We start from the raw sequence: 14,385 nt of genomic DNA on the forward strand, positions 1-14,385 counted from the left end.
GCGGCGCACGCCCGGGCGCGCCAGAGAACCGAACCAGAGCCCTGCGTACTCCTCCGCGCCTGCGTACTCCTCCGCGCCCGGCCACCCCGCCGCCTACGCGGCCGCACCGGCGCCCGTCGTCCCCCGCACGCTGAGCCTCGTCGGGATGATCCTCGGCATCGTCGGCCTGGTCATCACGCTCTTCGCCGCCGGTTTCGGCTTCCTGCTGTCGGCTCCGGCCGTCGTGCTCGGCTTCCTCGGACGCCGGCGCGAGCCGGCCGCGCGCGGCTTCGCGCTGACCGCGATCATCACCGGGTTCGCCGGCATCGCCGTCTCGCTGATCTACCTGGCGGTCTTCCTCGTCTTCGTCGTGGTGGCCCTCGCCGCCGGCACCTCCGGCTACTGAGCCGGCGCGGGCCGCTCGACGCGCTCCGCGAGCAGCGCGCGGTGGCGCCCGGCGATCCGCGTCAGGATCAGCACCGCGCTGCCGGTGCCGGAGAGGCCCAGCCGCTTGCGGAAGCGGGCGGGGTCGACGTCCACCCCGCGCTTCTTGATCTCGAGCACGCCGATGCCGCGGGTGCGCAGCTCCTTCGCCAGCGTGCGCTCGTCCAGCGGCAGCTCGGCGAGGACTCGGAAGCTGCGGAGGAAGGGCGAGGCGGCCGCATGGTCGCCGGTCAGGTAGGCGATGCCGGGCGAGAGCATCCGCGAGTCGCTGGAGCGCGCGAGCTCGCCCAGGAGGCGCGCGCGGATCGCGGAGCCGTCCGGCTCGTGCACGAACGCGCCGAGGGGGCCGACCTCCTCGTCCTCGCTGTCGCCCGCCGCGGTGAGCTCGGAGGAGCCGGCCGCGCCGAGCAGCAGAGCGGAGCGGCGCACGCCCGGGCGCGCCAGAGAACCGAACCAGAGCCCGGTCTCGACCAGCTCCCCGTCGACCGAGACCCACTGCGCCTCGGCGTCCCGCGGCAGGCGCTCGCGGTCGAAGCCGGGACCCACCTTCACGCCCACGGGACGGTGCTCGGCCAGGCCGAACGCGAAGTCGAGGGAGGGGGAGTAGTCGTCCGGATCGTCGAGCCGGCGGGTCTCGCGGTGGCCCGCCGTGCGGCGTGCCGGGTCCAGGTAGACGGCGTCGAAGCCGTCGAGGTCGAAGGCCTCGGCCGTCGAGTGCACGGCGCTCGCCGCGGGGAACGGGGCGAGGTTGAAGCTGGCCAGGGTCGCGGTGACCTCGTCGGCCTCGACGGCGGTGACCGCCAGGTCGATCGCGGCCATCGCGAGGGCGTCGCCGCCGATCCCGCTGCCGAGGTCGGCGACGCGCGCCGCTCCCGCCGCGGCGAACCGGCCGGCGTGCAGGGCGGCGACGCGCAGCCGCGTCGCCTGCTCGAGTCCCGCGTCCGTGAAGAGCATCGAGCGGGCGAACTCGCCGAACTTCGCCTCCGCCTTCTGCCGGAGCCTCGCCTGGGTGAGCACCGCGGCGACGAGGACGGGGGAGTGGCCGGCGGCCCGGAGGCGTGCCACGGCCCGCACCAGGTCGTCGGACCGGTAGCCGTCGAGGGAGTCGAGGAGCCGGAGGCCCTCGGGGGAGAGGAGCTCGACCAGCTCGTCGCGTCGCATCCGGCCATGGTAGGCCACGGCCTCCCGGCGGGTCCGCCGCCCCGCTTGGCACTCTGATTGCACGAGTGCCAGCGGAGCCCCTACGATGGATCTAGCACTCTCGGAGCGTGTGTGCCAGAACCGCGTTCCGCCCACATCGTCGTCAAGAAAGAGGTCAACCGTGTCGGTGTCCATCAAGCCGCTCGAAGATCGCATCGTCATCAAGCAGGTCGAGGCGGAGCAGGTGACCGCTTCCGGTCTCGTCATCCCCGATACCGCCAAGGAGAAGCCGCAGGAGGGCGAGGTCGTCGCCGTCGGACCCGGTCGCATCGACGACAACGGCAACCGCGTGCCGCTCGACGTCGCCGTCGGCGACAAGGTGATCTACTCCAAGTACGGCGGAACCGAGGTCAAGTTCGGTGGCGAGGACCTGCTGGTCCTCTCCGCTCGCGACGTCCTCGCGGTCGTCGTCCGCTAGGCAGCATCCCTCGGAAGGGCCCGTCGACCTCGGTCGGCGGGCCCTTCCGTCGTTCCCGGTCCTCCTCGCGACCAGTGGCCTGATCCGCCCGCTACGGGGCCGTCCTCCCACCCCGCGCCTGCGTAGCATCGGGGGAGTGACCAGCTCCCGCACCCCTGCCGAGTCCGGCTCGCCCTCCCCTTCGGACGTGCCCGTCGGCGAAGGAGTGGAGGCGCTCGGAGCGGCGGGACGCCCGGGCGGGATGTCCGGCACGGGGCTGCTGTTCGCGTTCTCGGCCTACCTGCTCTGGGGTGCGATGCCCCTCTACTTCATCGCGATGGCGCCGGCCTCGCCGTTCGAGATCGTCGCCTTCCGGGTGCTCTTCTCGCTCGTCTTCTGCGTGATCCTGCTCACGGTCCTCCGCGGTTGGCGCTCCTTCGGCGCGCTGCTGCGCCGCCCCCGCCTGCTCGGCGTGATGGCGATCGCGGGCGTGCTCATCTACGTCAACTGGCAGGTCTACGTGATCGCCACGACCACGGGCCACGTCATCGAGGCGGCCCTGGGCTACTTCATGAACCCGCTGGTCACGGTGCTGCTGGGCGTCCTGGTGCTGCGCGAGCGCCTCCGGCCCCTGCAGTGGGCCGCGATGGGCGTCAGCGCGGTCGCGGTGCTGGTCGTCGCGGTGGGCTACGGATCCTTCCCGTGGATCTCGCTCGCCCTCGCCTTCTCGTTCGGCCTCTACGGCCTGGTGAAGAGCCGCGTCGGCGGCACGGTGGACGCGGTCGGCGGGCTGACGCTCGAGACGCTCTGGCTGACGCCGCTCGCCGTCGTGCAGCTGGCGGTCGTCGGCTCCACGGTGGGGCTGACCCTGACGACGGAGGGGACGGGGCACGCCCTCATCCTCGCCTCGGCCGGGATAGTCACGGCCGTCCCGCTGCTCCTGTTCGCGGGCGCCGCCCGGCGCCTCCCGCTGTCGATCGTCGGCTTCGTGCAGTACCTGACGCCGTTCCTGCAGTTCCTCGTCGGGGCCTTCGTGCTGCACGAGGAGATGCCGCTCGAGCGCTGGATCGGCTTCGCGCTGGTGTGGGCCGCCCTGGCGATCTTCTCAGGCGACCTCGTCGCCGCGGAGCGCAGACGGCGCCGATCGTCCGTCTGATCTGCGGAACGCGTCGTCCTGACGCGGCGCGACAGCGGAATGGTAACGATCCGGTCGCGAAACGTATTGGTAACACCCCTGTATTGTTCACGGCTGCTTCGGAGGTTAGGTTGGCCGAGCGGTTGCCACCGGCGCCGCTCCCACTGACACACACCTCTCAAGGAGCAACATGGGCGTTTACGCGAAGGCCGGCTCGGCCCGCGCGCGGTCCCTCCGGGCAACCCTCGGCGGCGTCGCCATTCTGGGCGCCAGCGCTCTCGTCCTCGCCGGCTGCGCCGGCGGCGGCGACAGCGGATCGGGCGGCGACAGCGGCTCGGGCGACCTGTCCCTCAAGATCGGCACGATCCTCCCGCAGACCGGCACCCTCGCCGTCCTCGGCCCGCCCGAGATCGCGGGCGTCGACCAGGCGGTCGTCGACATCAACGACGCCAAGGCCGGCATCACGATCGACGTGGAGCAGAAGGACTCGGGCGACACCACGACCGACATCGCGACGCAGTCGGCCACGTCCCTCATCGCCGACAACGTCTCCGCCATCATCGGCGCGGCGTCCTCGGGCGTCTCGAAGACCTTCATCGACCAGGTGACCCAGGCGGGCGTCGTCCAGATCTCGCCGGCCAACACCTCGCCGGACTTCACGACCTACGACGACGACGGCTACTACTGGCGCACCGCTCCCTCGGACGTGCTCCAGGGCCGCATCCTCGGCAACAAGATCCTCGGCGACGGCAAGACCAACGTCTCGATCCTGTACATGAACGACGCGTACGGCACCGGCCTCGAGAAGAACATCAAGGAGACCCTCGAGGCGGGCGGAGCATCCGTCGCGGCCGAGGAGATCTTCGAGCCGGCCTCGACCGACTTCAACTCGGCGCTGACCTCGGTCCTCGCCCCGAACCCCGACGCGCTGGTCGTCATCTCGTTCGACGAGATCAAGACCATCGCGGAGCAGCTCTCGGCCAAGGGCTTCGACTTCTCGAAGCTCTACGGCACGGACGGCAACTACGGCGTCATCGGCGAGTCCGACACCAACGTCGACATCGCCGGCGCGCAGTTCACCAACCCGGGCGTCCAGGCGTCCGAGGACTTCCAGGGCAAGCTGCAGTCGCTCGTCGAGTCGCAGGGCAACGACGCGCTGACCGTGTTCAGCTATGCGCCGGAGTCGTACGACGCCACGGTCCTGACCGCGCTCGCCGCGCTCCAGGGCAAGGCGACGGACGGTGCGACCATCCGCGACAACCTCATGTCGGTCTCCGAGGGCGGCACCAAGTGCACGACCTTCGCCGACTGCGCGAAGCTCATCGCCGACGGCGAGGACGTCGACTACGACGGCCTCTCCGGCCCGATCTCGTTCGACGAGAACGGCGACACCAGCGAGGCCTCGGTCTCGATCTACAAGTACGGCACGGGCAACACCACCTCCTTCGAGGAGACCGTCGAGGGTTCGCTGAACTGACGACGCGGTGACGCGGCTCCTGCCGCATCCCTGAGGGGCTCGGTCTTCGGACCGGGCCCCTTCGCCGTCCCCGGAGCGCAGAGCCGGAGACGCGTCGTCGCGCGGACGCAGAGAGGCGCGGCGGTCGTCCGCGAGGGCGACCGCTGCCGGGTGCGGGAGGACGGCTCCGCGGCGTCCTGGGCCTCGCGTCGCGTCGAGGAGCCACTCCGGGGAGGAGCGGCTCGGACGGCCTGTATACGCGCCTCCGAGCGCCTCTCCCGGCCTCGAGGGCGCCCTGCCGGACCGCGGGCGGGAGCGACGACGTCGAGCGGGAACGCAGAAGCGCGCGCCCTCCGGGGGGAGGACGCGCGCTCGTGGTGTGCGGAGGGCCTAAGAGGCGCGGAGCAGCTCCGCCTCCTGCGCCAGGCGGTACGTGACGAAGGAACGGCTGTAGTTGCGGCGCTTGCCGCCGGTGGTCTCGGCGATGACCACCTGGGCGTAGACGCCGACGACGCGCCAGCGCTCGTAGTCGCCGATCGCACCGGTGCCGAAGCCGGCTCCGAGTTCCACAGGGGCGGGGGTGTAGCTCTTCATGGTCGGCTCCTTCGAGGCGGACGACGCGGCGCTCGAGGCGCTGCGGGGAGGGGAGGAGATCGGCGACCGATCGCGGTCCCTACCGGGGGAGAGGGGAGCGGGACGTCCCCCTGCAGGGCTGTCCCGTGTCCCCAAAACTACGGCAGGAAGGGCGATATCCCGTCCCCCTCGTGGGGGTCGCCGAAGCGGAGAGACTCTCGCTGTCCTGCCCTCGTCCCGCGGACAGGAGACCGACGGTCCGGCCCGCCGTTCCGCCGACTTCCCAGTGGTTCGGCGGGCATCGCGGAGAGACCGGTGAAGGCCTGCCCGCGCCGGGAGAGCGGCCCCCCGCCTCCCTTCTGCGGCACCCCGTGCCGGCGCGTCTCCGGGCACCGAGCCGCCTGCCTTCCCGCCCTGCTCGGAGTGGTCTCCGAGCCGCCCGGCGCCCTGGGCGAGCGGCCCCGCCTCCGCCCCGGAGCCGCACCGGCCCCTCGGCCCCGCTCGCGCCCGCTCCGCGCCCCGGCAACGACGAAGGGCCCGCCGTCCGGAGACGACGGGCCCTTCGCAGCGGGGGTCAGCCGCCGACGGTCGGGGTGCTCGTGGTGACCTCGTTGGTCGTGGCGAGCGTGCCCAGGTAGAGCTCGATGACCTTCGGATCGTTCATCAGCTCCCGGCCCGCGCCCTCGTAGGCGTCGCGGCCCTGGTCGAGGACGTAGCCGCGGTCGCAGATCTGCAGCGCCCGCCGCGCGTTCTGCTCGACGATCATGATCGAGACGCCCGCGCGGTTGATCCGCTGCACGTTGACGAACGTCTCGTCCTGCCGCATCGGGGACAGGCCGGCGCTGGGCTCGTCGAGCAGCAGCATCGACGGGTCCATCATCAGAGCCCGCGACATCGCCACCATCTGGCGCTCACCGCCCGAGAGCGACCCCGAGCGCTGCTTGAGCCGCTTGCTGAGCTCCGGGAAGAGCTCGGTGACGAACTCGAGCCGCTCCCTGTACAGCTTCGGCTTCTGGTACATGCCCATCTCGAGGTTCTCCTCGATGGTGAGCGACGGGAAGACGTTGTTGTTCTGCGGCACGAAGCCCACGCCCTTGGACACCAGCTTGTCGGCCTTGAGGCCGGTGATGTCCTCGCCGTTCAGCAGGACGGTGCCCTGGCGGATGTTGACCAGGCCGAACATCGCCTTCAGCAGCGTCGACTTGCCTGCACCGTTCGGGCCGATGATCCCGACGAGCTCGCCGCGCTTCACGTACACGTTCGAGCCGTTGAGGATGTTGACCCCCGGCACGTAGCCCGCGTGCAGGTCGTGCGTCTCGAGGGTGTTCGGAGTCGTCGTGTCGGCGGTCATCTCTCGTCCTTCTCGAATTCGACGGCCGGGGCGTCGGTCGTCGGGGCGACGCTCGTCGGCGCGGAGGCCGACGGGGACGCCGTTCCGGCGGCCGGAGCGTCGTGGCCGGGCGTCGGGATGCCGGCCTGCTCCGCCTGCCGCTCCACGTCCTCGCGGACGAGGTCGGAGTCCATCTCCTCGGCGACCTCGAGCTGGCCCTCGATCGTTCCCAGGTCGGTGTCGTGGTGCGCGCCCAGGTACGCGTCGATGACGGCCGGGTCGTTCATCACGGTCGAGGGCGGGCCCTCGGCGACGACCTTGCCCTCGGCCATCACGATCACCCAGTCGGCGATCGTGTTGACCATGTGCATGTCGTGCTCGACGAAGAGCACGGTCATGCCCTCGTCCTTCAGGTTCACGATGTGTCCCAGGAGCGACTGCGTCAGCGCCGGGTTCACGCCGGCCATCGGCTCGTCGAGCATGACGAGCTCGGGCTCCGACATCAGCGCCCGCGCCATCTCGAGCAGCTTCTTCTGGCCGCCCGACAGGCTCGACGCGTAGTCGTCCCGCTTGGTGTCCAGCTTGAACTTCTCGAGCAGGCGGATCGCGCGCTGCTCGATCGAGTCCTCCTCCTTCGACCACAGCGGGCGGATGAGCGAGGTGAAGATGTTCTCGCCCTTCTGCCCCTTCGCGCCGAGCAGCATGTTCTCGAGCACCGTCATGCCGCCGAGCGCCTTGGTGAGCTGGAACGTGCGCACCATGCCCATCCGCGACACCCGGTAGGCCGGGACGTTAGCGAGGTTCTTGCCCTTGAAGTTCCACTTGCCAGTGTTGGGCTTGTCGAAGCCCGTCAGCAGGTTGAAGAACGTGGTCTTGCCGGCCCCGTTCGGGCCGATCAGGGCGGTGATGGATCCGCGGGGGATCTCGAGGTGCTCGACGTCGACCGCGGTCAGGCCGCCGAAGCGGCGGCTGACGTTGTCGGCGACGACGATGGGGTCCTTCTTCCTGACCCCGGGGACGATTGCTTCCTCGGTGATGTCCGAGACCGGCGTCTTAGGCAAAGTGCAGATCCTTCTTCTTGCCGAAGATCCCCTGGGGTCTGAAGATCACCAGGAGCATGAGGGCTACCCCCACCACGATGAACCGGATGGGTCCGGTCTGCACGGTGGTGAGGCGGATGAGGTCGTTGTTGAGGACCCCGGTGTCGATCCCGAGCGTGAGCAGTCCGTCGGTCAGACCGAGGACGACCCAGAAGATGATCGAGCCGACGACGGGTCCGAAGACCGTCGCGGCGCCGCCCAGCAGCATGATCGTGTAGAGGAAGAACGTGAGCTGGGTGCCGTAGTTGTCGGGCTGGAGCGAGCGGGGGAGGATGAACAGCGCTCCTGCGAGGCCTCCGAGCACGCCGCCCAGGATGAGCGCCTGGATCTTGTACGAGAAGACGTTCTTGCCGAGCGAGCGCACGGCGTCCTCGTCCTCGCGGATGCCCTTGATGACGCGGCCCCAGGGGCTGCGCATCAGGAGGAACACCAGGAGGCAGGCCAGGAGCACGAGGCCCCAGCCGACGATCCGCACCCACCACTGGTCCTGGCTGTAGGTGAGGACGCCGATGCCCCAGCGGCCCTCGGGGAGCGGGTTGAGGTCGTTGAACGCCTTCGCCGCGCCGTTGATGCCCTCCGAGCCGCCGGTGATCGCCGAGAACTCGGGGGTCTTGACCGAGAGCCGGATGATCTCCGCCGCCGCGATCGTGACGATCGAGAGGTAGTCGGCCCGCAGCCGCAGCGTCGGGATGCCCAGGATGAGCGCGAAGACGGTCGCCGCGACGATCGTCGCGAGGAAGGAGCCCCAGACGGGCCATTCGAACTTGACCGACGTGATGGCGAAGGCGTAGCCGCCCACTGCCATGAAGCCGGCCTGTCCGAAGTTGAGCAGCCCCGTGAATCCGAAGTGGATGACCAGGCCGATGGTCGCCAGCGCATACGCGGCGACAGTGGGATCGACGATCTGCCCGATCGCCAGCCAGATGAAGTTGAGGTTCATGGTGTCCTAGCCGATCCGTTCCTTGCGGCCCAGGATTCCCTGCGGCCTGACCAGGAGGATGATGATCATGAGAACGAGCGGAGCCACGTACTTGAGGTTCTCCGGGATCCAGATCGTCGAGATGTTCATCATCAGTCCGATGATGAGCGAGCCGACCAGCGCGCCGTAGGCGGAGCCGAGTCCGCCGAGCGTGATCGCCGCGAAGATCAGCAGCAGGATCGACGCTCCCGTATCCCAGCGCAGCGACTGGTAGTAGCCGATGTAGACGCCCGCCAGCGCGGCGAGAGCGCCCGACATCACCCAGACGACGCGGATGACGCGCTCGACGTTGATGCCCGAGGCGGAGGCGAGGGCCCGGTTGTCCGAGACCGCCCGCATCGCCTTGCCGATCTTCGTCTTCGTGAGGACGTAGGCCACGGCGACGATGCAGACGACGCCGACGACGGCGCCGACGATGTCGGTGAACTTCAGGCTGATCCCGAGCTCCGGCACCGTGAAGAACGGAGCGGTGCTGTTGGGGAGCGAGAGGCGGTCGGCTCCGAAGAAGAAGACGAACACGTAGCGCAGGGCCAGCGAGAGGCCGATCGTCACGATCATCAGCGGGATGAGCTGGATGCCCTTCTTCCGCAGCGGCTTCCAGAGCAGCCCGTCCTGGACGAAGCCGAAGGCCCCGCCGAGGATCACCGCGATCGGGATGGCCAGCAGCGCCGGGAGTCCGAAGACCCCGGAGAAGAGGTACGCCATCAGCGCGCCGAAGGTGACCAGCTCGCCGTGGGCGAAGTTGTTCAGGCCGGTCACGCCGTAGATCAGCGAGGCGCCGATCGCCGCGAGGGCGATCAGGAGCCCGAAGATCAGGCCGGTGACGACCTTCGGCCAGAAGATGATCCAGAACGTGTCGGCCGACACCGGCTGGTTCACCGCGTTGGACGTCCCGTCGGGGTTCGTCGCGTCGTTGCCGGTCGTGCCCTCGGTCGCGGGGCTCGTCGGAGCCGCGGAGTCCGTCGGGACCGGGACGGTCGCTCCGGAGCCCTTCGGGTTGGCCGTCGAGACGATGAAGTTCACGATCTGGTTCTGCGAGGCGACGATCTTCACCTGCTTCGGGTTCTGACCCGCGGCGGGGTAGCCCTTGTCGGCGGGCAGGGACTCCTCGTCGACGGTCACCGTGTAGGTGCCCGCGGCGTCGAGGGGGAACGTGGCCCGGCCGTCCTCGCCGGTGGTCACGGTCGCGGAGGCGTCGCCGCCGATCTCGACGGTCACCCCCGTCAGGTTCTCGTTCGTCCCCTGCACGCGGACCCAGGCGATGATCGACTGGTCGGCGGTGGTGGCGGCGAGCGCGGCGGGGGCCGCCGCGGCGATCCCGGTGAGGGTCGCGGCGAGCAGACCCAGGGCCAGGAGCCGGTCTCGGAGCCTCGGGCGTCTCCTATCCACGGGGCGCCTCCCGGTCCGTCGGATGCAGGGTCGTCGAGCGCTGGCGGCGCATCGAACGGCTGGCTGTGAGCAAGACGTCTACCTCTCGTCAGGGTGCACAGACGGATGGGGTCTCCGGGCACGCCCGAATCGCCGTCGTCAAACAACGTTGGTTGACCATACGTTCCGCATGTGTCGGCGGTGTTTCACCGTCCGCACTTACGCGTGACGACATTATGAGGGAGAGGAGAGCGCTCCAGCGCCCATCCGCGGCCCGGCGGCCGCGCCGTCGAGGAATACCGCGGGCCTCACGGCGCTTAAGATCGAACAACCGTGGCGCTCGTGAGCGGACTCCTCCCGTCCTCTCCGGGCTCCCGCACTCGACCTGCTAAGGGGCATTGATGGACCAGCCGGATCCCTTCGGATTCCTCGGACTCACCTACGACGACGTCATGCTCCTCCCGGGGCACACCGACGTCATCCCGAGCGAGGCCGACACGGCCTCCCGCCTCACCAAGCGCATCAGCGTGGCGACCCCGCTGCTCTCCGCGGCGATGGACACCGTCACCGAGGCGCGCATGGCGATCGCGATGGCCCGCCAGGGCGGCTTCGGCGTCCTGCACCGCAACCTCTCCATCGCCGACCAGGCCGACCAGGTCGACCGGGTGAAGCGGAGCGAGTCGGGCATGGTCTCGAACCCCGTCACCACCACCCCGGACGCCACCGTCGCCCAGGTGGACGACCTCTGCGGCCAGTACCGGATCAGCGGCCTCCCCGTCGTCGACTCCACCGGCGTGCTCGTGGGCATCATCACCAACCGCGACATGCGCTTCGTCTCGCCGTTCGAGAAGGCGACCACGCTCGTCCGCGACGTGATGACCAGCACCGGTCTGATCACGGGCCGCGTCGGCATCCCCGACAGCGAGGTCATCGCCCTCTTCGCGCAGCACAAGATCGAGAAGCTGCCGCTCGTCGACGCGCAGGGCAAGCTCGCCGGCCTCATCACGGTCAAGGACTTCGACAAGTCGGAGCAGTACCCCAACGCCACGAAGGACGACGAGGGCCGCCTCCGGGTCGGCGCCGCGATCGGCTTCTTCGGCGACGCCTGGCAGCGCGCCACCGCCCTGCTCGACGCGGGCGTCGACGTGATCGTCGTCGACACGGCCAACGGCGACTCCGCCGGCGTGCTCGACATCATCCGCCGCCTGAAGTCCGACTCCGCGTTCGCCGGCGTCGACGTCATCGGCGGCAACGTCGCGACCCGCTCCGGGGCGCAGGCCCTCGTCGACGCGGGCGCCGACGCCATCAAGGTCGGCGTCGGCCCCGGCTCGATCTGCACCACCCGCGTCGTCGCCGGCGTCGGAGTCCCGCAGGTCACCGCGGTCTACGAGGCGTCCCTCGCCGCGCGCGAGTCCGGCGTGCCGGTGATCGCCGACGGCGGCCTCCAGTACTCCGGCGACATCGCCAAGGCGCTCGTCGCCGGCGCCGACACCGTGATGCTCGGCTCGCTCCTCGCGGGCTGCGAGGAGAGCCCCGGCGACCTCGTGTTCCAGAACGGCAAGCAGTTCAAGACCTACCGCGGCATGGGCTCCCTCGGCGCCCTGCAGACCCGCGGCGAGCGGACCTCCTACTCGAAGGACCGCTACTTCCAGTCCGACGTGCCCACCGACGACAAGCTGATCGCCGAGGGCATCGAGGGCCAGGTGCCCTACCGCGGCCCGCTCGCGAACGTGGCGTACCAGCTCGCCGGCGGGCTCCGCCAGTCGATGTTCTACGTCGGAGCGCGCACCATCCCCGAGCTGAAGGAGCGCGGGAAGTTCGTGCGCATCACGGCGGCCGGGCTGAAGGAGTCGCACCCGCACGATGTGCAGATGGTGGTGGAGGCGCCGAACTACCGGCGCTGAGGGGGTCTGGTGGGGCCGGCGGCGGATCGGGATCGCGGCCCCTCTGCCCGATGGGCCTGCGGCCCATACGCCCACCACGCCGGAGGGGCCGCGATCCCGATCCGCTGCCTCCCTCCGGGAGACGAGCGCCGGTCCTCGGCTGAGGGGCGGGGGACGCAGCGCGAGCGGCGCGAGGCGCCGCCGCGACTGCGGGGGGAGGCTTCCGCCTGTGCCGTCGCGGGGGAGTGGTCGTGCACCGCGCGCGAGCGCGACGGAGTGGGGACGGGCTTCCCGCGTTGCAGCGAATCGTGGTGGCGGCCGCGCAGGCTTCACCTGCTGGTGGAGTGCGCCCGCTCGCGTCGATCGCGGCCCGGTGAGGAGCCCGGTAGGAGCGGTAGCAGGCGATCCGCTCTCCAGCGGATCGTCGTAGCGCGGACGCGACCCGCTCTTCGGAACGCGACCGCCCGCTCGGGCCGACCGCGGGCGAGCGGAGCGAGGAGCGCGCCACGGCTGACACCGCTCAGCGGTAACCGGCGGTCCGCGTGCGAGCGGATCGGCGTAGCGCGGACGCGGGATGCTCTGCGGAACGCGACCGCCCGCTCGGGCCGACGGCGGGCGAGCGACGAGCGGCGAGCGGAGCGAGGAGCGAGCCACGGCTGACACCGCTCAGCGGTAGCCGGCGGTCCGCGTGCGAGCGGATCGGCGTAGCGCGGACGCGGGATGCTCTGCGGAACGCGACCGCCCGCTCGGGCCGGCGGCGGGCGAGCGGCGAGCGGAGCGAGGAGCGAGCCACAGTAAACTCTGCGTCATGGAGATCGAGATCGGGCGCGCCAAGCGCGCCCGCCGCGCGTACGCCTTCGACGACATCGCCGTCGTCCCGAGCCGCCGGACGCGCGACCCCGAGGTCGTGTCGGTGAAGTGGTCGATCGACGCGTACCAGTTCGCGACGCCGATCCTCGCCGCGCCGATGGACTCGGTGGTGTCGCCGGCGACGGCGATCCGGCTCGGGCATCTGGGGGCGCTGGGCGTCCTCGACCTCGAGGGTCTGTGGACGCGGTACGAGGACCCGGAGCCGCTGCTCGAGGAGATCCGCCGGCTTCCGGCCGAGACCGCGACGCAGCGGATGCAGGAGATCTACTCCGCTCCGATCCGCCCCGAGCTGGTGACCGCGCGCCTGGCCGAGATCCGCGCCGCGGGCGTGACCGTCGCCGGGGCCCTGTCGCCCCAGCGGACCGCGGAGCTGTACCAGACCGTCGTCGACGCCGGGGTCGACGTGTTCGTCATCCGCGGCACGACCGTCTCGGCCGAGCACGTCTCGCGCGACACCGAGCCGCTGAACCTCAAGAAGTTCATCTACGAGCTCGACGTGCCCGTCATCGTCGGCGGCGCCTCCACCTACACCGCGGCCCTGCACCTCATGCGCACGGGCGCCGCGGGCGTCCTCGTCGGGTTCGGCGGCGGTGCCGCCTCCACCACCCGCACGACGCTCGGCATCCAGGCTCCGATGGCGACCGCGGTCGCCGATGTCGCCGGCGCTCGCCGCGACTACCTCGACGAGTCGGGCGGACGCTACGTGCACGTCATCGCGGACGGCGGCCTCGGCACCTCCGGCGACATCGTGAAGGCCGTCGCGGTGGGCGCGGACGCCGTGATGCTCGGCTCGGCGCTGGCCCGCGCGACCGACGCTCCCGGCGGGGGCTGGCACTGGGGCGCGGAGGCGCACCACCCGCAGCTGCCGCGCGGCCGCCGAGTCGAGGTCGGCACCGTCGGCACCCTCGAGCAGGTCCTCTACGGCCCGGCCACCGGCGCCGACGGCACGGCGAACCTCATCGGCGCCCTGCGCCGCTCGATGGCGACGACCGGCTACTCCGACCTCAAGGAGTTCCAGCGGGTCGAGGTCGTCGTCGCGCCGTACCAGCCCAGCTGACGCTCACCGACCGAGGCGATCCGGACCGTCGAGGCCGCCGCGAACAGCGGGTTCCCTCGACGGCCCGGGGGTCCGTCGACGCGGCGGACGCCGGCGCGGGCCGGCCGGATGGGCTGGCGTCGGAGGCTTCGCGTCGGCCCCAGCGGACGACGCTGCGGACCCGCGCGGAGCCGATCCTCCCGGCGCTTCTCGGCGAGAAGCACGAGCTCGGGCGAGCGGTCCCGGAGGAACGCCGGGTCGGTTCGGATCGACGGCGGTCTGCGCCAGATCCGAGACGGCGAGTCCGCCTATCAGTGCGGGTGGGGGCGGACGCGCGCTCCGCGACGCCGTTCCGCATCCGGCTGCCCAGGTCCGTCGCCCCTCGACATGCACCGTCACCGCGAGCGGCTCGAGCAGGGGGTCCCGGACCGCCGCCGCCGACTCGCGGAGGACGAAGGGCGCGCTCCAGGTCGCGGCCACGGCGTCGATCCGCGCCCGCTGCCGCTCGTCCGCGGAGGCCCTTGCCCACTCGCCGGTCCGCGCGTACCGCGGCGCAGCCGCACGAACTCGTCCGACCGGCCTCACGCCCCGTCTGGATAGATCCCCACTGCACGCTTCCGCCCACCTTCCCCTCC

At 70.9% G+C, this 14,385-nt stretch carries 12 protein-coding genes; 6 read left to right on the plus strand and 6 right to left on the minus strand.

Annotated features, from left to right (window positions below):
• On the plus strand, positions 1 to 385 hold a 385-nt coding region (locus tag C5B92_RS17125), incomplete at its 5' end, for a DUF4190 domain-containing protein (RefSeq protein WP_181028713.1).
• Here the strand turns inward: C5B92_RS17125 and C5B92_RS01570 are convergent.
• The gene (locus C5B92_RS01570; protein ID WP_104251222.1) at positions 379 to 1,584 is read right to left on the minus strand and encodes an SAM-dependent methyltransferase; all 1,206 of its coding nucleotides are present in this window, start codon (positions 1,582 to 1,584) and stop codon (positions 379 to 381) included. The genes C5B92_RS17125 and C5B92_RS01570 overlap by 7 nt on opposite strands.
• A 160-nt stretch (positions 1,585 to 1,744) precedes the next feature.
• On the opposite strand from C5B92_RS01570, the gene groES reads away from it, so the two are divergent.
• The 3 genes from groES to C5B92_RS01585 all read left to right on the plus strand — a co-directional run bounded on the left by groES (position 1,745) and on the right by C5B92_RS01585 (position 4,632).
• Positions 1,745 to 2,041 carry a co-chaperone GroES gene (gene groES, locus C5B92_RS01575; RefSeq protein WP_097167691.1) on the plus strand — a complete coding sequence of 99 codons (297 nt, stop codon included), beginning with the start codon at positions 1,745 to 1,747 and terminating at the stop codon, positions 2,039 to 2,041.
• A gap of 241 nt (positions 2,042 to 2,282) precedes the next feature.
• Positions 2,283 to 3,176, plus strand: coding sequence for an EamA family transporter RarD (gene rarD / locus C5B92_RS01580; RefSeq protein ID WP_104350021.1), 894 nt, complete (start codon positions 2,283 to 2,285; stop codon positions 3,174 to 3,176).
• A 169-nt stretch (positions 3,177 to 3,345) separates the two neighbouring features.
• Complete coding sequence (locus tag C5B92_RS01585; RefSeq protein ID WP_104238457.1) at positions 3,346 to 4,632, plus strand: ABC transporter substrate-binding protein; 1,287 nt, start codon at positions 3,346 to 3,348, stop codon at positions 4,630 to 4,632.
• Between the two features lie 369 nt (positions 4,633 to 5,001).
• Here the strand turns inward: C5B92_RS01585 and C5B92_RS01590 are convergent, their stop codons facing one another.
• The 5 genes from C5B92_RS01590 to C5B92_RS01610 all read right to left on the minus strand — a co-directional run bounded on the left by C5B92_RS01590 (position 5,002) and on the right by C5B92_RS01610 (position 9,982).
• Complete coding sequence (locus C5B92_RS01590) at positions 5,002 to 5,205, minus strand: hypothetical protein (protein ID WP_104234164.1); 204 nt, start codon at positions 5,203 to 5,205, stop codon at positions 5,002 to 5,004.
• Between the two features lie 553 nt (positions 5,206 to 5,758).
• Positions 5,759 to 6,535, minus strand: a complete 777-nt coding sequence (locus tag C5B92_RS01595; RefSeq protein WP_104238458.1) for an ABC transporter ATP-binding protein — start codon at positions 6,533 to 6,535, stop codon at positions 5,759 to 5,761.
• Entirely contained in the window at positions 6,532 to 7,575 is a 1,044-nt protein-coding gene (locus C5B92_RS01600; RefSeq protein WP_104350022.1) for an ABC transporter ATP-binding protein, read from the minus strand. Before C5B92_RS01600 ends, C5B92_RS01595 begins: the two co-directional genes overlap by 4 nt.
• Positions 7,568 to 8,554, minus strand: a complete 987-nt coding sequence (locus tag C5B92_RS01605) for a branched-chain amino acid ABC transporter permease (protein WP_104224731.1) — start codon at positions 8,552 to 8,554, stop codon at positions 7,568 to 7,570. The genes C5B92_RS01600 and C5B92_RS01605 overlap by 8 nt, the downstream gene beginning before the upstream one ends.
• 6 nt (positions 8,555 to 8,560) lie before the next feature.
• A complete protein-coding gene (locus tag C5B92_RS01610) occupies positions 8,561 to 9,982 on the minus strand; it encodes a branched-chain amino acid ABC transporter permease (RefSeq protein WP_104224732.1) in 1,422 nt (473 codons plus the stop codon).
• 380 nt (positions 9,983 to 10,362) lie between these two features.
• On the opposite strand from C5B92_RS01610, the gene guaB reads away from it, so the two are divergent.
• Both guaB and C5B92_RS01620 read left to right on the plus strand, forming a co-directional pair.
• Positions 10,363 to 11,865, plus strand: a complete 1,503-nt coding sequence (gene guaB, locus C5B92_RS01615; protein WP_104256107.1) for an IMP dehydrogenase — start codon at positions 10,363 to 10,365, stop codon at positions 11,863 to 11,865.
• A gap of 787 nt (positions 11,866 to 12,652) precedes the next feature.
• Positions 12,653 to 13,771 (plus strand): GuaB3 family IMP dehydrogenase-related protein, encoded by a 1,119-nt coding sequence (locus C5B92_RS01620; RefSeq protein ID WP_104224734.1) that lies wholly within the window; start codon positions 12,653 to 12,655, stop codon positions 13,769 to 13,771.
• The last annotated feature ends 614 nt before the right edge of the window (positions 13,772 to 14,385 follow it).

The sequence above is a fragment of the Rathayibacter sp. AY1A4 genome (assembly GCF_002930955.1).
GTDB lineage: Bacteria > Actinomycetota > Actinomycetes > Actinomycetales > Microbacteriaceae > Rathayibacter.

Coding starts and splice junctions, on each gene's coding strand:
- rarD (WP_104350021.1), top strand. CDS start 2,283: ATGTCCGGCACGGGGCTGCTGTTCGCGTTCTCGGCCTACCTGCTCTGG.
- C5B92_RS01595 (WP_104238458.1), bottom strand. CDS start 6,535: ATGACCGCCGACACGACGACTCCGAACACCCTCGAGACGCACGACCTG.
- C5B92_RS01620 (WP_104224734.1), top strand. CDS start 12,653: ATGGAGATCGAGATCGGGCGCGCCAAGCGCGCCCGCCGCGCGTACGCC.
- C5B92_RS01590 (WP_104234164.1), bottom strand. CDS start 5,205: ATGAAGAGCTACACCCCCGCCCCTGTGGAACTCGGAGCCGGCTTCGGC.
- guaB (WP_104256107.1), top strand. CDS start 10,363: ATGGACCAGCCGGATCCCTTCGGATTCCTCGGACTCACCTACGACGAC.
- C5B92_RS01570 (WP_104251222.1), bottom strand. CDS start 1,584: ATGCGACGCGACGAGCTGGTCGAGCTCCTCTCCCCCGAGGGCCTCCGG.
- C5B92_RS01605 (WP_104224731.1), bottom strand. CDS start 8,554: ATGAACCTCAACTTCATCTGGCTGGCGATCGGGCAGATCGTCGATCCC.
- C5B92_RS01585 (WP_104238457.1), top strand. CDS start 3,346: ATGGGCGTTTACGCGAAGGCCGGCTCGGCCCGCGCGCGGTCCCTCCGG.